Source organism: Streptomyces atratus (assembly GCF_040655115.1).
Taxonomy (GTDB): domain Bacteria; phylum Actinomycetota; class Actinomycetes; order Streptomycetales; family Streptomycetaceae; genus Streptomyces; species Streptomyces atratus_D.
Genome location: NZ_JBFAJH010000051.1, coordinates 1 through 18,634 on the forward strand (window position 1 = coordinate 1; position 18,634 = coordinate 18,634).

The 18,634-nt window shown below is 72.7% G+C and carries 11 protein-coding genes and 1 pseudogene; 7 read left to right on the forward strand and 5 right to left on the reverse strand.

The window, feature by feature from the left end; all coding sequences use genetic code 11:
• Positions 1-352: 352 nt before the first annotated feature.
• Entirely contained in the window at positions 353-910 is a 558-nt protein-coding gene (locus tag AB0I23_RS33930; protein ID WP_359115257.1) for a MarR family winged helix-turn-helix transcriptional regulator, read from the reverse strand.
• 133 nt (positions 911-1,043) lie between these two features.
• Here AB0I23_RS33930 and AB0I23_RS33935 point away from each other — a divergent pair, with 133 nt between their 5' ends.
• Positions 1,044-2,423, forward strand: a complete 1,380-nt coding sequence (locus AB0I23_RS33935) for an MFS transporter (RefSeq protein ID WP_359115362.1) — start codon at positions 1,044-1,046, stop codon at positions 2,421-2,423.
• Here the strand turns inward: AB0I23_RS33935 and AB0I23_RS33940 are convergent.
• Both AB0I23_RS33940 and AB0I23_RS33945 read right to left on the reverse strand, forming a co-directional pair.
• The gene (locus AB0I23_RS33940; RefSeq protein ID WP_359115259.1) at positions 2,417-4,120 is read right to left on the reverse strand and encodes an ATP-binding SpoIIE family protein phosphatase; all 1,704 of its coding nucleotides are present in this window, start codon (positions 4,118-4,120) and stop codon (positions 2,417-2,419) included. The two genes, AB0I23_RS33935 and AB0I23_RS33940, sit on opposite strands and share 7 nt — an antisense overlap.
• Positions 4,121-4,367: 247 nt before the next feature.
• Entirely contained in the window at positions 4,368-5,774 is a 1,407-nt protein-coding gene (locus tag AB0I23_RS33945; protein WP_359115261.1) for an NAD(P)/FAD-dependent oxidoreductase, read from the reverse strand.
• Positions 5,775-6,114: 340 nt separating this feature from the next.
• On the opposite strand from AB0I23_RS33945, the gene AB0I23_RS33950 reads away from it, so the two are divergent.
• Both AB0I23_RS33950 and AB0I23_RS33955 read left to right on the forward strand, forming a co-directional pair.
• Positions 6,115-6,990, forward strand: coding sequence for a TetR/AcrR family transcriptional regulator (locus AB0I23_RS33950; RefSeq protein ID WP_359115263.1), 876 nt, complete (start codon positions 6,115-6,117; stop codon positions 6,988-6,990).
• Positions 6,991-7,429: 439 nt separating this feature from the next.
• Positions 7,430-9,406, forward strand: coding sequence for a sigma-70 family RNA polymerase sigma factor (locus AB0I23_RS33955; RefSeq protein WP_359115266.1), 1,977 nt, complete (start codon positions 7,430-7,432; stop codon positions 9,404-9,406).
• A gap of 174 nt (positions 9,407-9,580) precedes the next feature.
• Here AB0I23_RS33955 and AB0I23_RS41830 read toward each other — a convergent pair.
• Both AB0I23_RS41830 and AB0I23_RS33965 read right to left on the reverse strand, forming a co-directional pair.
• Positions 9,581-9,994: pseudogene (locus AB0I23_RS41830) on the reverse strand (BTAD domain-containing putative transcriptional regulator); the annotation flags it as partial.
• Between the two features lie 72 nt (positions 9,995-10,066).
• A complete protein-coding gene (locus tag AB0I23_RS33965) occupies positions 10,067-12,169 on the reverse strand; it encodes an asparagine synthase-related protein (RefSeq protein WP_359115267.1) in 2,103 nt (700 codons plus the stop codon).
• 1,060 nt (positions 12,170-13,229) lie between these two features.
• On the opposite strand from AB0I23_RS33965, the gene AB0I23_RS33970 reads away from it, so the two are divergent.
• The 4 genes from AB0I23_RS33970 to AB0I23_RS33985 all read left to right on the forward strand — a co-directional run bounded on the left by AB0I23_RS33970 (position 13,230) and on the right by AB0I23_RS33985 (position 18,632).
• On the forward strand, positions 13,230-14,756 hold the full coding sequence (locus tag AB0I23_RS33970; protein ID WP_359115270.1) for a sporulation protein: 1,527 nt from the start codon (positions 13,230-13,232) through the stop codon (positions 14,754-14,756).
• A gap of 161 nt (positions 14,757-14,917) precedes the next feature.
• The gene (gene lhgO, locus AB0I23_RS33975; protein WP_359115273.1) at positions 14,918-16,174 is read left to right on the forward strand and encodes an L-2-hydroxyglutarate oxidase; all 1,257 of its coding nucleotides are present in this window, start codon (positions 14,918-14,920) and stop codon (positions 16,172-16,174) included.
• Complete coding sequence (trmB, locus tag AB0I23_RS33980; protein ID WP_359115276.1) at positions 16,167-16,976, forward strand: tRNA (guanosine(46)-N7)-methyltransferase TrmB; 810 nt, start codon at positions 16,167-16,169, stop codon at positions 16,974-16,976. Before lhgO ends, trmB begins: the two co-directional genes overlap by 8 nt.
• A 111-nt stretch (positions 16,977-17,087) precedes the next feature.
• A complete protein-coding gene (locus tag AB0I23_RS33985) occupies positions 17,088-18,632 on the forward strand; it encodes a PrsW family intramembrane metalloprotease (RefSeq protein ID WP_359115279.1) in 1,545 nt (514 codons plus the stop codon).
• The last annotated feature ends 2 nt before the right edge of the window (positions 18,633-18,634 follow it).

An 18,634-nucleotide genomic window follows, 5' to 3' on the forward strand; every position in this document is an offset into this window, starting at 1 on the left:
TTTCCCTTTCCGGCGAGTCCGACTCTATCAGATCCTTTCGGGCCTGATTCCCAGTCAGCGGGGTTTGCCTTCCCGGCTGTTCGGCCGTTCCGACGTCCAAACTCTAGCGGACTTTCCCGGCGGCTCATAATCGAGCCTTCGAAATGAATTCCGGCATGCCGAAATCTTCCCGAGTGGGAGATCGTGCTGAGTTTGAGTTGCTGCATTCGCAGCGGGATCGGTTGTCGCAGAACCGTTCCGGCTCTGTGACAACTCGAAGAACCCTACGGATCGGGGAGGTGCGTGTCAACTCCGCCAGGTCAAGCCGTTTTCCGGCGTGTCCCCTCTCCTGTCCGCCCCCGTCCCGTGCGGGTCAGTCAAGGTCCTTGAGGCGGCCGCCGGCGTCCGGCTGGGTGTGCTCGACCCGGCGCAGGAGACGGATCAGCATCTCGCCGAGGGCTCCGCGCTCCTCGCCCGAGAGGTCCTGGAGCAGGTCCTCCTCGAAGGCGGATGCCATGCGCATCGCCTCCAGCCACTTCGTACGCCCCTCATCGGTCAGTTCGACGATGACGCGTACGCGGTTGTTCTCGTCCCTGTCCCGCGTGACCAGACCCTCGTTCGCCATGCGGTCGATGCGGTGGGTCATCGCCGCCGGGGTGAGACCGAGGCGCTTGGCCAGCTCCCCCGGGCCCAGCCGGTAGGGGGAGCCCGCCACGACAAGGGTCTTGAGGACCTCCCACTCTGCGTTGCTGATGCCGAGGTCGGCCAGCTGGCGTCCGTACCCGACGTTCATCCGGCGGTTCAGCCGGCCGAGAGCCGAGACGACCTGCTCGACCTGGGGATCCAGGTCACGGAACTCGCGCTGATAAGCGGCGATCTGCTCGTCGAGGCTCGGCTCCTGGAGGCCGGAGGGCTCGGTGGTGTCAGACATGGCGGGCAGTATGGCACGCCTTTCATTGGCGTCGAAGTCCTTCAGTCTGTATTGTTGAGGGTCTAACTTTACTGTTGAAGTCTTTGGACGTGAGTCCTTCGTGAACTTGAGGTAGGTGAGTGTGACCAGGGAAATGGGCGCAGCGCTGCGGCGGATCCAGCTGGGGAGCGCGCTGAGCGCGTTCGGTGTGGGGTTCACCGTTCCGTATCTGTACGTCTACGTGGCACAGGTGCGGGGTCTGGGCGCCGGTACGGCGGGAGTCGTGCTGGCCGTCTTCGCCATGGCAGCGCTGGCAGTCCTGCCGTTCACCGGGCGGGCCATCGACCGGCGCGGTCCGATGCCGGTACTGATCGTCGCCGCCGTGGTGGCGTCCGTGGGCGCGGCGGCCCTCGGGCTTTCGTCGAACGTGACGGCCGCCGTGCTGTCGGCCGCCGTCCTCGGTGCGGGCACGGCCGTCATGTCGCCGGCGCTCGCCACGATGCTCGTCCAGTGCTCCGGCGCCGCCACCCGTACGCGCGCCTTCGCCATGCAGTTCTTCCTGCAGAACCTGGGGCTCGGCATCGGTGGTCTGGTCGGCGGGCAGATCGTCGACACGAGCCGGCCGGAGACCTTCACGCTGCTGTTCCTGATCGAGGCGGCGATGTTCATCGTGCTCGGCGTCGTCGCGGTGACGGTGCGGATGCCCCGTTCCCCCGCGTTCACGGACGCCAGGCCCACCGACGGGTCCGCCGCGAAGGGCGGGCTGCGGATGCTGCTGTCGCACCGGGCGATGGTGCAGCTGTGTGTGCTGGGCTTCGTGCTGTTCTTCGCCTGCTACGGACAGTTCGAGTCCGGTCTTGCGGCGTACGGCACCGAGGCTGCCGGGATCGAGCCCTCGACGCTGGGCATCGCGCTGGCCGCCAACACCGCGGTCATCGTCGTGGCACAGTTCGTCGTGCTGCGGTTGGTGGAGCGGCGCAAGCGCAGCCGGGTCATTGCCGCGGTCGGTCTGATCTGGGCGTTCGCCTGGATCGTGGCGGGGTACGCGGGGCTCGGGCACGGCAGCCAGACCATGGCGACGGCCGCGATGATCTCCACGTACGCCCTGTTCGGACTCGGTGAGTCGATGCTCTCGCCGACGGTCGCACCGCTGGTCGCCGATCTGGCGCCGGAGTCGATGGTCGGTCAGTACAACTCGGCCTTCGCCCTGGTCAAGCAGCTCGCGCTGGCGGTCGGTCCGGCCGTGGGCGGGCCGATGGGGGCCTCGCTGCACGGGCCGTACATCGTGACGTTCGTCCTGTTCTCGCTGGGCATCACGGTGCTGGCGCTGCGGCTGGGGCGACGGCTCACTCCCGTGCAGGATCAGCCTTCGCTCGCGGCGGTGCCCTCGCGGGTGGTGGCCGTGTCGGTGCCGGACGCCGAGGCGACAGCCACCGCGGCTGCCGGGCGGGCACCCGAGTCGGCGGCCGCCGCCGTTGCGGCCCCTGCCCCGGTTCCCGCGGTGTCGGCTGCGGCTCCTGCCGCGGCTCACTGAGGCAGCGCGAACTCGCACCAGACCGCTTTGCCGCCGCCCGGCGTGCGACGGCTGCCCCAGGACGAGGCGATCGTCGCGACGATGGAGATGCCGCGGCCCGCTTCGTCCGCCGGTTCGGCGCGGCGGCGGCGCGGCAGGTGGTCGTCGCCGTCGGTCACCTCGATGATCAGGCGGCGGTCGGTGCGGCGCAGGCCAAGGCGCATCGGCGGGGTGCCGTGCTGGAGGGAGTTCGCCACCAGTTCGCCGGCGGCGAGGACGCCCAGGTCGCACAGATCCACCGGGAACCGCCACGACGTCAGGACGCCGGTGGCGAAGGCGCGGGCGCGCGGGGCCGCTTCGATGCCGCCGAGGAGATCGAGCGAGGCGTTGTGGAACAGCTCCGCGTCGGCCCCCGTGCGAGCCGGGTGCTGGACCACCAGCACCGCCACGTCGTCGTCGTGTTCGGCGGTGACCCCGAGGGAGCGGATGAGACGGTCGCAGACCACCTGCGGTGATCCCTTGGCGCCGGCGAGGGCACGCTCCAGGGCGGCGACCCCCTCGTCGATGTCCTCGCTGCGGCGTTCCACGAGACCGTCCGTGTAGAGGACGGCGGTGGAGCCGGGCGGCAGCGCGATCGTGCCCGACGTGTGGATCCAGCCTCCGGTGCCGAGCGGCGGGCCGGTCGGGTCCTCGGCGCGGCACACCGAACCGTCCTCGTCGCGTACGAGGATCGGGAGATGGCCCGCGGAGGCGTAGACGAGCCGGCCCTCGTTCGGATCGTGGACCGCGTAGGCGCAGGTGGCGATCTGGCTGGCGTCGATCTCGGCGGCGAGACCGTCGAGCAGCTGCAGCACCTCGTGCGGCGGGAGGTCGAGGCGGGCGTAGGCGCGCACGGCGGTGCGGAGCTGGCCCATCACCGCGGCGGCACGCACCCCGCGGCCCATCACGTCCCCGATGACGAGCGCGGTGCGGCCCGCGCCGAGGGTGATGACGTCGTACCAGTCTCCGCCGACCGCCGCGTCCGTGCCGCCCGGCTGGTACGTGGCGGCGATCCGCAGGTCGTCGGGCTGCTCCAGCTCCTGCGGGAGCAGGGAGCGCTGGAGGGTGACGGCTGTCTCGCGGTGGCGGCGCTCGCTGGTGCGGAGGCGCTCGGCCGCTTCGGCGTGGTCGGTGACGTCGGCTGCGTGGACGAGGACACCGCCCTCGCTCCCCTCGACGCTGCCGCTGCCGCTGCTGTCGTTCTTGTCATGGGCGGCGGGCGTGGCGACCGGAGTGCAGGTCACGGTGTACGAACTGCCGTTGCGGACCTTGCGGGACTTGACCGTGCGGGGCGTGCCGCTGCGCAGGACCTGGTCCATGAGGGGCAGCAGGCTGAGCTCGTCCAGCTCCGGCATCGCCTCGGCGGCCGTGGCGCCGGCGGGGCGGGGACCGAAGGCTGCGGCGTAGGCGTCGTTGACGTACGCGATGCGGTGGTCGGGGCCGTACACCAGGGCGACCGGGGCGGGCAGCCGGCCGAGGAGCTCGCGGGCGGAGAGATCCTCCAGCCCGGGTCCGGAGACCTCCGCGGGAGCCTTGGGGGTGTTTCCGTCCGGTGCGGCGGCCCCTGGCCCGGCCCCGGCGTACTCGCCGCGGGCCGCGGGGACCGAACTGCGGTCGTCCCGGGCGGCGGCGCGGCGCTGCGTTCCTGGTAGGCGGGCGCTCCAACGCGTGAAGTTCACGGAAATTCTGGCCTCGTGTGTCGGTCTGGTCCGCTCGGGCGGGCTGCTTCCTCTGCCGGTTCTGCTTTCGGTTCTTCTGCCGGCTCTCTTCCGCCGGGGTGTCGGGGGCACCGGGGGCCGGACCCCCGGTGAGGCGCAGCCGGGCCTCGTCCTACTGGTCGCTGTTGGTCACGGTCGGCCGGGTCACTCTGTGCAGGTGTGGGCCCACCTATGGTCACACGTCCAGTGTGACGGACCGTACTGACAGTCAGCCGTCCTGCCCGGGCGGACCGTCGCCCCCGGTGCGTCTGCCCCCGGCGGCGAGTTCGAATTCGGCGCGCGGGTGTTCCAGCGAGCCGAGGGAGACGATCTCGCGTTTGAAGAGCCCGGCGAGAGTCCATTCGGCAAGGACACGGGCCTTCCGGTTGAAGGTCGGAACCCTGCTCAGGTGGTACGTACGGTGCATCAGCCAGGCCGGATAGCCCTTGAGCTTGCGTCCGTAGACATGGGCGACGCCCTTGTGGAGGCCGAGCGAGGCGACGGAGCCCGCGTAGCTGTGCCGGTACTCCTCGAGTGGTTCGCCGTTGATCGCCGCGAGGATGTTCCCGGCGAGGACCTTGGCCTGGCGCACCGCGTGCTGGGCGTTGGGCGCGGTCTCCTTTCCCGGTTCACCGGCCGTCAGATCGGGAACGGCCGCGGCGTCTCCGGCGGCCCACGCGTGTTCGGCGCCCTCGACGGCGAGCTGTGCGGTGCAGCGCAGCCTGCCGCGTTCGGTGAGGGGCAGATCGGTGGCGGCGAGGACCGGAGCGGGCTTGACACCCGCGGTCCACACGAGCGTGCGGGTCGGGAAGCGGGAGCCGTCGCTGAGGACGGCGATCCGGTCCTCGCAGGAGTCCAGCCGGGTGCCGAGGCGTACGTCGATATTGCGGCCGCGCAGCTCCCGTACGGCGTACTTGCCCATCACCTCGCCGACCTCCGGCAGGATCCGGTCGGACGCCTCGACGAGGATCCACTTCAGGTCCTCGGCCTTGATGTTGTGGTAGTACCGCGAGGTGTAGCGGGCCATGTCCTCGAGTTCGGCGAGTGCCTCCACGCCCGCGTAGCCGCCGCCGACGAAGACGAAGGTGAGGGCGGCGTCGCGGATGGCCGGGTCACGGGTGGCGGAGGCGATGTCCATCTGCTCGATGACGTGGTTGCGCAGGCCGATGGCCTCCTCGATGGTCTTGAAGCCGATGCCGTGGTCGGCGAGGCCGGGGATCGGGAGGGTGCGCGCGACGGAGCCGGGTGCGATGACGATCTCGTCGTACGGGATCTCCAGGGCGCCGGTGCCGTCCTCACCTGTGGCGAGCGTGGTGACGGTCGCGGTGCGCTTGGCGTGGTCGATGCGCTGCGCCTCGCCGATGACGATCGTGCACCGCGCCAGCACGCGGCGGAGCGGGACGACGACATGGCGCGGCGAGATCGAGCCTGCGGCCGCCTCGGGCAGGAACGGCTGATATGTCATGTAGGGCTCGGGCGTGACGACGACGATCTCGGCCTCGCCGGACTTGAGTCTCTGCTTCAGCTTCCGCTGGAGACGCAGCGCTGTGTACATCCCGACGTAGCCGCCGCCGATGACGAGGACGCGCACACCCGGCGGCGGGCCGGGGGGTGTCCCCCGGGAATCTGAAGCCATCACCTCCCCATGACGCAACGTGCTCAGGTATTTGTCCACAGCCCCGGCACATTGTGTGACCGGAGGTTCTGGACGGACCGCTGGGGTCAACTACTGGGGCAATACGGAAGCTGCGCAGGTCAGACGTTGCGGTGGCGGTGACGGAGAGGGGTGGAATCAGGAATCAACCGGTCCTTGCTCCGATCGGGGGGCGCACCGTGCGGAACTGCCCCCTTCTGAATTGACGCGGGCTCAACTATGTTCGTATGTCGTCGGGGTGTCGGGCTGGGATGATGATCCACTCCCCGACCGACACGGCGGGAAGTCTCCGGGGGGAGACGTCATAACCGGGGGAACAGTTATGCACATTCAGGATTCGCATGGGCAGACCGCTGCTGTCTCGTCCGACGGAAAAGGACGAATCGGCACAGTCGGTACGGTGAGCATGGTGGGAACGGCTGTCGGCGCCGGCTCCACCGCCGGCCGCTCGGCACCGCTGCGTGTGGACGCGCAGCGGAATCTGGAGCATGTACTGCGGGCCGCACGCGAGGTGTTCGGCGAGCTGGGGTACGGGGCTCCGATGGAGGACGTGGCACGCCGAGCCCGGGTCGGGGTCGGCACGGTGTACCGGCGATTCCCGAGCAAGGACGTGCTGGTACGCCGGATAGCCGAGGAGGAGACCTCACGGCTGACCGACCAGGCGCGGACCGCGCTGGGGCAGGAGGACGAGCCGTGGTCGGCGCTCTCGCGCTTCCTGCGGACCTCTGTGGCCTCGGGTGCCGGGCGGCTGCTGCCACCGCAGGTGCTGCGGGTCGGGGTCGATGTCGACGACTCGACGGTGGTCGGGGACACGGGAGTTGCGCAGGATGTGGGCGCGGCCTCGGCTGCGGGCTCCGACGATATCCGAGATGCCCGGAATGTCCGGAGTGAGGCGCGGGTTCCTCATCAGCGGCAGGGGGCGGGGCAGGCGGACCTCCGGGGCGTCGGCCGGCAACCGGCCGACGAGGACGGGCTCTCGGCCGACGGCCCGGGCACGGCCGAGCTGCTGGAGGTCGTGGGCCGGCTCGTCGACCGGGCGCGGGCGGCGGGCGCGCTGCGCCGTGATGTGACGGTGGCGGACGTCCTGCTGGTCATTGCGACGGCGGCGCCCGCGCTGCCGGACGCGGCTCAGCAGGCTGCCGCTTCGGCCCGACTGCTGGACATCCTGCTGGAGGGCCTGCGTTCGCGCCCTGCGTGAGCGGGGCCGCGTGACGGACGGACTCGGGTGCGCGTGAGCCCGGGCTCGCGGGTGGACTCGGGCTTGCGGGCAGACCGGCGGGCCTTCGGCCGGCCGAGCTGTGGTCGTTCGATCCGTGGAACGGGCCCGCTCGGCGGCGTGGGTCGGGTGGTCCGGCCGGGCGGTCGGTCGGGCGGTCGTCGGCGGGCTTGTGTGCGGAGGCGTCGGTTCCGTGACGGTGGCGGGAGGGGCGGCGTGGTCCTCGCGCGGGAGGCACGCCCGGCAACTCGGCTGCGTCGGCCCCTCGTTGATCCTTCCCCCATGCGAGTGCCCGCCAGTGCTCACATTCGGGAAAACGCCCCGGATGAGTGGTTGCCAGGACTGAACGTTCGCTGTGATTGCGCCGCGTGGCACGCTGACCCGGTATTCGGGTCCGAAGGCGCATACGGGGGCTTCCGCGATGAGCGGTGACGGGCAGCAGGAGGAACCGCTCGACGGCGTCCCGGTCGTCGGTGAGGGCGCGGAGGCCGGTGGGCCGGTCTCCCGGCAGGTCCCGAGCCAGGCCGGCCCCGGGCGGTCGGGCGCTGACGCCGAGGGCGGAACCGTGCTGCCCGGACCCTGGCCGTCCGCGCCGGCGGGCCGCGAGGCCGACGTCGGCGCCGGCTCCGCGGTCGGGGCCACCGTGCCGATGCAGCGAGACGGTGGGAGCAGCGCCGGGCCCGCCGGGATCGCGCTCTCCGACGCCCAGTTGATCCAGTACATGCGGTCCGGGGACGATCTCGCGTACGAGGAGTTGTTCCGGCGGCACTCGGCCAGTGTGCGGCGCTACGCCCGGAGCTGCTGCCGCGACGCCCACACCGCCGACGACCTGACGGCCGAGGTCTTCACCCGCACTCTGCAGGCGGTACGGGGCGGCAAGGGGCCCGAGGAGGCCGTGCGGGCGTACCTCATGACAGCCGTACGGCATGTCGCCGCCGTCTGGACAAAGACGGCGAAGCGGGAGCAGCTGGTCGATGACTTCGCGGAGTTCGCCGCGCAGGCGTCCCGCTCCTCCGAGATGTCGGACGCGGACACGCTGGATCTCGGCGCGGACGTCACGGCGATGCACGAGGCCGAGCAGTCGATGGCCATGCAGGCGTTCCGGAGTCTGCCGGAGCGCTGGCAGGCAGTGCTGTGGCACACCACCGTCGAGGAGAAGTCGCCGAGCGAGATCGCTCCGCTGTTCGGGCTGACCGCCAATGCCACGGCGGTGCTGGCCGGCCGGGCCCGTGAGGGGCTCAAGCAGGCGTATGTGCAGGCACATGTGAGCCAGTCGCTCACCTCGGGCGGTGGCTGTGCGCGCTATGCCGACCGGCTCGGCGCTTACGCCCGGGGCGGCCTGCGGACGCGGGCCGAACGCGGGCTGCGCAAGCACCTGGACGAGTGCGCGAGGTGCCGGGTCGCCGCGGGCGAGCTGGCACATGTCAACGCCGGGATTCCGGCGCTGCTCCCGGTCGCGGTCATCGGCTGGTTCGCCGCCGGGTACGCGCTCAAAGCCGCCGGGATCGTGGCGGGGGGCGCGGCCGGTGCGGCGGGTGCGGGTGCCGCCGCGGCGACGGGCGGGAGTTCGTCCGGCGGTGCGACCGGTGGCGCCGTGGCCTCGGAGGGGCTGGGCGCTCCGGTCAAGGCCGGTATCGCGGCGGCGGTGGCCGTCGCGGCCGCGGCCGGTCTGGTGTGGGCGCTGGTCGGTGACGAGCAGCCGAAGCCGGAGGCCAAGCCCATGACGAAGCCGGCGGTGGTGGCGCCCGCGGTGCCGTCACCACCGCCCCCGAAGCCCACGCCGGAGCCCGGACCTCCGAGCGTGCCCGCCCCGCCCGCGGCGCCCGCGCCGACTCCGCCGCCGAAGGCGAAGCCGACACCCACTCCCCCACCAACGCCCACACCGAAGCCGAAGCCACCGGTCCCCGCGCCGCCGAAGCCCACGCCGACACCGACGCCCACGCCTCCGCCGCCCACGCCTCCAACCGTCTACCAGGTCAGCGAGTTGCCCTCCTCCTTGCTCGGCGACCACACGGAGCCGGAGGTGTCGATGGCAGGGAGCAGCTGGATCTGGCGGCGCTCGGGCCTGTCGGTCGGCGGCACGCAGTACGCGCACGGGGTGACCGTCCACGGCCGTTCGTCGGTCACCATCCAGCTGAACCGGGCCTGCACGCGCTACGAGGCGATGGTCGGGGTCGACGATCTGACGGCGGGGCTCGGCTCGGTGCGCTTCTCCGTGTTCAACGGTGTCGGGGTGCAGCTGTGGCAGTCCCCGTCGATCAACGGCAACGATCCGGCCGTACCCATGGGCGTCGGCATCGTGGGGCAGCAGCGGATCCGGCTCGTCGTGGAACCGGTGGCCCCGTTCGTCGGGGTGGTGCTGGCCGACTGGGCGGAGGCGAGGATCAGCTGCCGCTGACACGGGGGCGGAGGTTGCCGCGGAGGGGCGCGGGCTCCGGGGGGTGGGGGTGTCGGCAGCGGTGACGCCCACGGCACCCCGGGCCACGGCCGCGGTCGGCTCAGCCGCAGCCGGCAGCTCCTGGTGAAGTGCCCGCAGCTCGCTCCCCGGGTCCGCGCCCAGAGCGTCCGCCAGTGTCCGGCGCGCCTCCTCGTAGGCCGTCAGCGCGTCCGCAGGGCGGCCCTCCGCGCGGAAGGCCCGGATCAGCCGCGCATGGAAGCGTTCGTCGTACGGGTGGGCGGTGGTGAGCTGTACGGGTGGGCGGTGGTGAGCTCCGTGAGTTCCGGCACGAGGGTGACCTGAGTGCGGGTTCCCCCGCGCCGCAGGTCGGCCTCGACGCGGCGTTCGAGGGTGGTCAGGCGGTGGGCCTCCGGCGTCTGCCGTGGTCGCTTTCGCGCAGGTCGGCCAGGACAGGTCGGCCAGAGCGGGTCCGCGCCAGGGCGAGCGCGGCGAGGAGGGCGCGCAGCCGCGTGCCGCCGACGGGCAGCGTGCAGCCATGCTCGTCTCGCGCCTCGGTGACGCCCGGGATCGGGTACCGCGCCCGGTCATCGTGGACCGCGGCACCGGCCGCGTGCGCCGGGATTCCGGTGGCCGGGAGCGGCGTCGCGCATCGGACGGCGGTCAGCGCTGCAGGGTGCGACGGGCCGGGACCACTCCGCCCGCCACCGCGCGCCGGCGGGGCGCCTCCGTGCCCGTCCAGCAGGTGCCGCGGCGGGAGACGAGGCGGCGGAGCCAGAGCTCCGTGGCGGCCAGATCGGCGAGGCCGTCCAGGGGCAGCGGTTCGCCCTCGGAGGCCGCGCGCAGGGCCTTCCGTACGACCCGGGCTTCGATCAGGCCCGCGTCGGCGAGCAGCGGGGCGTCGAAGAGGGCGATCAGGTCGGGGAGCGCGGTGCGCAGTCCGGTGCGGCTGACCGCGGTCGAGGTCGCCTGGGAGGGTGTGCCCCAGCCCGGTGGCAGTTCGTGGATGCCCGCGCCCGCGAGAACCCGGCGCAGGATGGCGGCGCGGGCGCCCGGCTGGACGCGGAGCGATTCGGGCAGGGCGCGGGCGGCGCGCACCACCTGGTTGTCGAGGAACGGGGCGTGCAGCCGCTGGCTGCGGATCTCGGCGGCCTGTTCCAGGATCCGGTGGTCGGCGGCGTGCCGGGCGAGCGCGGCGCGGGCGCGGGCCTCGCCGGGGCGCTGGACGGAGGTGGGGCGGATCGCCGCCTCCTGGAGGCGAACCGACACTTCCGCGAGCGCCTCCCCGGTCAGCCAGCGGGCGGCGGGCCCCGGCCGCGACCAGGTGAGCGCGGCGAGCGAGGCGTCGGCGGGGGTGCCGAGATCGGGCATGCGTCGGTTGGCGTCCGGGAGCCGGCCGGCAGCCGTTTCGAGACCCGTGCGGTACGACGTACGGGCCAGGCGGCGGGCCGCGCGATAGACGGTCAGCGGTACGAACAGCGAGTGTGCGGACGGTCCTTCGGCTCTGGCCAGGGCGGTGACCGGGCGCAGCAGGTGACGTCGGCGGCGGTCCATCAGGAGGTCGGCGAGGCGGGCCGGGTGCGCGTCGAGGACCTGCCGGGCGCCGTCGCCGACGAAGTGGTCGGCGCTGCCCGCGGCGAGGCGCCTGCGGTGGCGTTCGGCGACGACGAGGGACGGGGCCGGTTCGTCGGTGAGCGGGCCGCTGCCCAGGTCGGCGTAGGGCAGTGCCTCCGCGCCCGCGGCGACGACGACGTGGTGCAGCCGCGGGTCGGCGGCGATGACCGCGGCGCGTTCGAGTTCGTCCTCGTGGTCGCGGGTGGTGAGGTCGTTGAAGGTGACGGCGAGCAGCCGCTCGCCCGCGCCCGTGCCGTGGCCGAGGAGGGTGCCGGGCAGCCCGGGCAGGCCCGCGGCGAGCAGGGCGAGGGTGGCGGAGGCGCTGCCTCCGGAGAGGTCGGCGCCGATACCGGGGACGGGCGCGCCACGGGCGGCGCGGCGGTCGGCGGGGCCCATGCCGGGGACCGGTCCGGGGTCGGGCGGCAGGGTCTCGGGAGCGTGGCGGGGGGCCATGAGTCTGGCGCGTACCGCTTCGAGCAGCGCGTCGCGCACTCCGTCCACGGCGCTCACGGGGTCGAGCTGGGGCGCGGCGACGGCGAGGGAGGCAACCGGCTCGTACCCGGTGATCTCGCGGGAGCCCTCACGGAGGATGAGCGCGTGCCCCGGTGGGATGCGCTTCACACCCACGTACGGCGTACCGTCGCGCAGCGCCTCCGGCGTCTCGGGGCAGGCGAGCAGCGCGGCCAGGTGGCCGATGTCCAGCTGTGCCTCGATGAGGTCGGCGAGCGGGAGTGCGGCGGTCGCGTACGCCGTACCGCTCGCCCAGGGCGTGTAGAAGATCGGGCGGGCTCCGGCGATGTCCCCGACGACGGTGATCCGCCGGCCGATCCGGACGACGGCCGTGTAGCTGCCCGGCCAGGCGGTGAGATGGCGCAGGGCACCGCCGCGGGCGGCGAGGAGGCCGAGCCGGAGCTGCTCGTCGGTGGCGCCGCAGCAGCCGAGGACGGCGAGGCGGGCGGTGGGTGCGCCCTCGGCGGTCTCGACGCCGGCGATCCGGATCTCGTCGGGGCGCCAGTCGCCGACCGCCCAGAGCGGATCGGGGTCGCCCCACAGGAGTTGGGAGCCCACGGGGTGCACCGTGCGCCCCTCGTCCTCCGCACCGACCGTGCCGAAGGTCGCGGCGATACTGCTCCACCCCACCAACCAACGCATCGCCGCCTCCACAGGCTGTGGACAAAACGGCGCACCCGACTCGTGCCGGGAGAACTGCGTGAACATGCAGCGCCGTTGCGGAACATGCTGCCACGACAACGGCGCGCAGGAGTGGCTACGAAGCGCGCACGTCGCAAGCGCATGCGCCCCTGGCAAAAGCCGGAGGACGGGTGGGGGCGAACCGATCCCCGCGCGGCGCGGGGCGCCGCAACGGACTTACAGATTCCGCTTGTTGCGTTCCCCGTTGCCCCCGATTCGCACCGGCCGAATTCCGGCTACCCGAACTGCCCGTCGACCGCGGGTCGGCAACCCGCCGGGTGTCCGCGAATCGCCCGGCCCCACCACGGCGAACCGATGCCATTCGGCCATTCTCGGAGGGCACAGCATGCACCGGAACCGATTCCTGGCACCTATGATGTCCGGTTCCATCCTGCTTTGACACGAGGCTGCCCAGCCGACTCCGCGACGGCCCCCGGCGCTCCCGTGCCGGCTCCCCGTGCGGCTCGCGCCGGCTCCGGTCCGCTCCGGCGGCCCGCCGAACGCACAGTCCGGGAGACGTGCTTCGCCTCCCGGACCGGTCCGCCGCCTGCGGGGAATGAGGCGGCAGTGTCCCCCAGCCCACTGAGTCCAGTGCAGTGGGCCGACCCACGCAGCACTCATGGAAGCGCTGCCCTGTCGGCCGGGCCAGAGCGCACGGCCGGGCGCACGGCCACACGACAGGAGCACGTGGGGGGCTCGCCCGGCGGGGTCCGGGGCGGTGTCCCCGGCCGGTCCGTCAGGACGACCGAGTCGTCACAGCGGGACCGCCCCGTACGCCGACCGTCCGCCCACCGTCCACCCGGACAACAATCCCGCCATACGGACGTCTGCCCCTTAACGGTAGGGATGCGGCGACCTACGCTGGGTTAACTGAGGTTCTCGGCAGGAGGCATATTCCTCGGGACTCGGCCACATGCGTGTGCGGTCGGAGTGCCGGGGCCCGTCCCTGGGGAGAACACGGTACGAATGCCGCGCGCCTCCTCGGTGACGCGGCTGCCGTCTGTGTGTCGAGGGGTGGCGCATGTCCAGGGAGCAACGCGGGCCGAACGAGAAGCTCGGAACCGTTCTCGCCCTCGCGGGAATCAGCAACGCCGGGCTCGCCCGGCGGGTCAACGACCTCGGGGCGCAGCGCGGTCTGACACTTCGCTACGACAAGACCTCGGTGGCGAGATGGGTCTCGAAGGGCATGGTGCCGCAGGGCGCCGCACCCCGTCTCATCGCCGCGGCGATCGGCGCCAAGCTCGGCCGGCCGGTCCCGCTGCACGAGATCGGGCTCGCGGACGCCGATCCGGCGCCGGAGGTCGGTCTGGCGTTCCCGCGCGACGTGGGCGAGGCGGTGCGTTCGGCGACCGAGCTGTACCGGCTGGATCTGGCCGGGCGCCGGGCGGGCAGCGGCGGAATCTGGCAGTCGCTGGCGGGTTCGTTCTCGGTGAGCGCGTACGCGACCCCCGCGTCCCGCTGGCTGATAACCCCCGCCGACCCGTCGGTGGCCCGCGACTCGTCGGTGGCCGAGGCGGCGATCCTCGGCACGCCGGGCACGCCCGGTGCGCAGGCACCGCCGGGTGCGCCAGGCGGCGCGCCCGGCATTCCCGCGCAGCCGGGACCGGACTCCATGAACGACATCGCGCCGCTGCGCGTCGGCCACAGCGATGTGACCAAACTCCGCGAGGCGGCCCAGGACGCGCGCCGCTGGGACTCCAAGTACGGTGGCGGCGACTGGCGCTCCTCCATGGTCCCGGAGTGTTTACGGGTGGACGCGGCGCCGCTTCTCCTCGGTTCGTACAGCGACGAGGTGGGCCGGGCGCTCTTCGGCGCCGCCTCCGAGCTGACCAGACTCGCCGGGTGGATGGCGTTCGACACCGGGCAGCAGGAGGCCGCGCAGCGGTACTACATCCAGGCGCTGCGGCTCGCGCGGGCCGCCGCCGACGTGCCGCTCGGCGGCTATGTCCTCGCGTCGATGTCGCTGCAGGCGACCTACCGCGGATTCGCCGACGAGGGGGTCGACCTCGCGCAGGCGGCCGTCGAACGCAACCGCGGGCTCGCCACCGCCCGGACCATGAGCTTCTTCCGGCTGGTGGAGGCGCGGGCCCATGCGAAGGCGGGCGACGCCCCGGCCGCGGGGGCCGCGCTGAAGGCCGCCGAGAGCTGGCTGGAGCGTTCCCGGGACGGCGACGCGGACCCGTCGTGGCTGGGCTTCTACTCGTACGACAGGTTCGCCGCCGACGCCGCGGAGTGCTACCGCGATCTGAAGGCCCCCCGGCAGGTGCGACGCTTCACCGAACAGGCGCTGTCCCGGCCGACCGAGGAGTTCGTGCGCTCGCACGGGCTGCGGCTGGTGGTCTCGGCCGTCGCCGAGCTGGAGTCCGGCAACCTGGACGCGGCCTGTGCGGCGGGTACCCGGGCGGTCGAGGTGGCCGGCCGCATCTCGTCGGCGCGGACCACGGAGTACGTACGGGACCTGCTGCACCGCCTCGAACCGTACGCGGACGAGCCACGCGTCGCCGAGCTGCGCGAGCGGGCACGACCGCTGCTGGTGGCGCCGGCGTAGCGGCCTCCCCGGGGACGGCCGAACCCCCTCGGACGCCCGCGCGGAGTCCTCCGGGCGACGCGCAGGCGGCCGGAGGCGGAATTCCGGGCGCCACGCTGGCCTCCGCTGGTTTGAGCGTGTTGTCAGTGGGTCAGTGCACTATCGGGGTGGGAGGTGGCGTGATGATGACTCACGCGGCGTACGACTGCGATGTGCTGGTGATCGGCGGCGGGATCGTCGGCCTGTCGACGGCGTATGCCCTCACGCGGACCGCTCCGGGCACGCGAGTGACGGTACTGGAGAAGGAGTGGGGCCCGGCGCGCCACCAGACGGGGCGCAACAGCGGGGTGATCCACAGCGGCATCTACTACCGCCCCGGTTCGCTGAAGGCCCGCTATGCGGTGCGCGGCGCCGCCGAGATGGTCGGCTTCTGCGCGGAGCACGGCATTCCGCACGCGGTGACCGGCAAGCTGATCGTCGCGACCGAACGGTCCGAGCTGCCCCGGCTGCACTCCCTGGTGCAGCGCGGCCGGGAGCACGGGCTGCCGGTGCGGGAGCTGGGGCCCGCGGGGATCGCGGAGTACGAGCCGCAGGTGCGCGGGCTCGCGGCGATCCGGGTCGGGACGACCGGGGTGTGCGACTTCAAGGCGGTTGCCGAGCGGTTCGCGGCCGAGGTGCGCGGCGCGGGCGGGCTGATCAGGTTCGGGGCGGAGGTCACGGCGATCGACCGCCGCCCGTGGGGTGTGGCGGTGCGGACGGCGGACGGCCGCGTCGTGCGTGCCCGGGTCCTGGTCAACTGCGCGGGGCTGCACTGCGACCGGGTGGCGCGGCTCGCGGGCGACGACCCGGGCATGCGCATCGTGCCCTTCCGCGGGGAGTACTACGAGCTGGCCAGGCCGGAGCTGGTGCGCGGGCTGATCTATCCGGTGCCGGATCCGGCGTTCCCGTTCCTCGGGGTGCACCTGACCCGGAGCCATGACGGCGGCGTCCACGTCGGACCGAACGCGGTGCCGGCGCTGGCCCGCGAGGGGTACGGCTGGCCGGTCGTACGCCCGCGTGAGCTCGCGGACACGCTGACCTGGCCGGGCTCCTGGCAGATCGCGCGCAGACACTGGCGGTACGGGGCGGGCGAGGTGCACCGTTCGCTGTCGAGGAGCGCGTTCACCGCGGCCGTCCGGCGACTGCTGCCCGAGGTCACAGAGGAGGACCTTCGCCCCACCCCGTCCGGCGTCAGGGCCCAGGCGGTGCTGCGCGACGGCACGCTGGTGGACGACTTCCTGATCCGCGAGGCCCCGCACACCGTGCATGTGCTGAACGCCCCGTCGCCCGCCGCGACGGCCTCGCTGCCCATCGGGCGGGAGGTGGCACGCAGGGCGCTGCTCCGGGCACAGGGAACGGGGTGGAAGCCGCCCGCCGTAGAATCGGGGCATTGTGTCTGAGTCCTTGAACCCCGCCCCCGAGACCGACGAGGCCCACGATCTGCGCGCCGCAGCCTTCGAGCGGCAGCGCCGGCTGCGTCAGGAACCGCGCTTCCCCGGTGGACCCGCCGCCGACCCGGCCGGTTCGCACCACGAGCGCCGGATCCGCAGCTTCCAGCCGCGCCGCAGCCGTGTCACGCCCGGCCAGGAGGACGCGCTGCAGCGGCTCTGGCCGAAGTGGGGCCTGGACATCGACGGGCAGTCGGTCCTCGACCTGCCCGAGCTGCTCGACGGGCTTCCGGTCGTGCTGGAGATCGGCTTCGGGATGGGCGAGGCCACCGCGCAGATGGCGGCCGACGACCCGGGCACCGGCATTCTCGCCGTCGATGTGCACACCCCTGGCCAGGGCAACCTGCTCGGTCTCGCGGACCGGAACGGGCTGTCCAACATCCGGGTGGCCAACGGTGACGCGATCATCCTGCTGCGCGAGATGCTGCCGCCGGACGCACTGGACGGACTGCGGGTGTACTTCCCCGACCCGTGGCCCAAGAAGCGCCACCACAAGCGGCGGCTGATCCAGCCGGAATTCCTCGATCTGGCGGCGCAGCGGCTGAAGCCGGGCGCCGTGCTCCACTGTGCGACCGACTGGGAGCCGTACGCCGAGCAGATGCTGGAGGTGCTGACCGCACACCCCCTGTTCGAGAACACCGCGGCGGACGGTGGCTACGCACCGCGGCCCGCGTTCCGTCCGCTGACCCGGTTCGAGGGGCAGGGGCTGGACAAGGGCCATGTCGTGCACGACCTGCTCTTCGCCCGTAGCTGACCTTTCCGCCGCTGCCGCGTTCTCAGCCCTTGAGCTGCGCGTTTCCTGACGGGGCGGTACACGCTCGCCGCCCCATGGTCAGTTGTCAGTCCCCCTCGTTAGGGTCATGGGGTGTCCGACGGGTCTGTCCAGCAGCAACAGTCGCAGCCGGCCGTCCCGCTCCTCGAGGAGCAGCGGGTCGGCGAGATCCTGGCAGCCGTGCCGGAGCGGGGCCAGTGGCGCTACCGGCCGCGCCGCGTCGGCATGGTCTGGCGGAGCAAGACGTTCCGTATCGCCGCGGTCTTCACGGTGCTCGCGCTGTGCGGGCTGGTGATCCTGGCCCTGGTCCGCGCCCAGACCGGCACCGAGGGGTTCCTGGTCGGGCTGGGTCTGGCCGTGCTGCCCGTCCCGCTGCTGATGACGGCGTTCCGCTGGCTGGACCGGGTCGAACCCGGCCCCTGGCGGAACCTGGTGTTCGCCTTCGCCTGGGGTGCGTGCGCCGCCGCCCTGGTCGCGATCATCGCCAACTCGTTCGCGACCCGCTGGATCGCGACGGCCACCGCGGACCCGGCGAGCGCGGACACCCTCGGGGCGACGGTCATAGCGCCGGTCGTCGAGGAGAGCGCGAAGGCGGCGGCCGTCCTGCTGATCTTCCTCTTCCGACGACGGGACTTCGGCGGCATCGTCGACGGCGTCGTCGTCGCCGGCTTCACCGCGACGGGCTTCGCCTTCACCGAGAACATCCTCTATCTGGGCAACGCGTTCGGCGAGGACCAGCAGATCGGCAACTCGGGCCTCGCATCGGTGACCGCCGCGACCTTCTTCGTGCGGGGGGTGATGACGCCGTTCGCGCATCCTCTCTTCACCGTGCTGACCGGCCTGGGCTTCGGCTTCGCGGCGCTCAGCGCATGCCGGCACCGCATCCGCCGCATCGCGCTGCCGCTGCTCGGACTGGTCCTCGCCATGGGCATGCACGCCCTGTGGAACGGCTCGGGAACGTTCGGCCCGTACGGCTTCTATGTCGTGTACGGGGTGTTCATGGTGCCGGTCTTCGGACTGATCACCTGGCTGGCGATCTGGTCGCGCCAGCGCGAGCTGCGCACCCTGGCGACCGAGCTGTCCGCGTACGCGGCCGCCGGCTGGCTGACCCCCGCCGAACCTCTCGCCCTCTCCTCGATGCGGGCCCGCGGCCTGGCCCGGGACCTGGCGCGCCGGCAGCACGCACACGCGGTGTACGGAGCCCCGGGTTACGGGTACGCCCCTGCCTACGGGTACGCCCATGGCGGCAACAGTCGCGTCGTGGCGCAGGTCCGAAGCCACGCCAGGGCGCAGGCCGAGGCACGCGGCAAGGCGGCGGCGCGGGCGGTCGCCGAGTACGAGTCGTTCGCCACGTCCCTGGCGTTCCTCCGCCGCCGGGCAGGCCGCGGGGCGGCGGACCCGGACTTCACCGCACGTGAACTGGAACTGCTGCACCATCTCTGGCAGCGCCGGGCGGTGGCCGCCCCCGCCCTGGCGTACGCGGCGCAGGCGACGGGCCGCCTGCGCCCGCGGTACATCACCCCGGGGGTTCCGCAGCAGTACCAGCCGTACGGCGGCCACAACCCATACCTGCCACCCGCCGGGCAGCCGTATCACCAGCCGCACCACGGAAGCCGGCCGCACCAGCGCCCCTGGTGAAG

Coding starts and splice junctions, on each gene's coding strand:
- AB0I23_RS33950 (WP_359115263.1), top strand. CDS start 6,115: ATGCACATTCAGGATTCGCATGGGCAGACCGCTGCTGTCTCGTCCGAC.
- AB0I23_RS33970 (WP_359115270.1), top strand. CDS start 13,230: ATGTCCAGGGAGCAACGCGGGCCGAACGAGAAGCTCGGAACCGTTCTC.
- AB0I23_RS33955 (WP_359115266.1), top strand. CDS start 7,430: ATGAGCGGTGACGGGCAGCAGGAGGAACCGCTCGACGGCGTCCCGGTC.
- lhgO (WP_359115273.1), top strand. CDS start 14,918: ATGATGACTCACGCGGCGTACGACTGCGATGTGCTGGTGATCGGCGGC.
- AB0I23_RS33945 (WP_359115261.1), bottom strand. CDS start 5,774: ATGGCTTCAGATTCCCGGGGGACACCCCCCGGCCCGCCGCCGGGTGTG.
- AB0I23_RS33930 (WP_359115257.1), bottom strand. CDS start 910: ATGTCTGACACCACCGAGCCCTCCGGCCTCCAGGAGCCGAGCCTCGAC.
- AB0I23_RS33935 (WP_359115362.1), top strand. CDS start 1,044: ATGGGCGCAGCGCTGCGGCGGATCCAGCTGGGGAGCGCGCTGAGCGCG.
- AB0I23_RS33965 (WP_359115267.1), bottom strand. CDS start 12,169: ATGCGTTGGTTGGTGGGGTGGAGCAGTATCGCCGCGACCTTCGGCACG.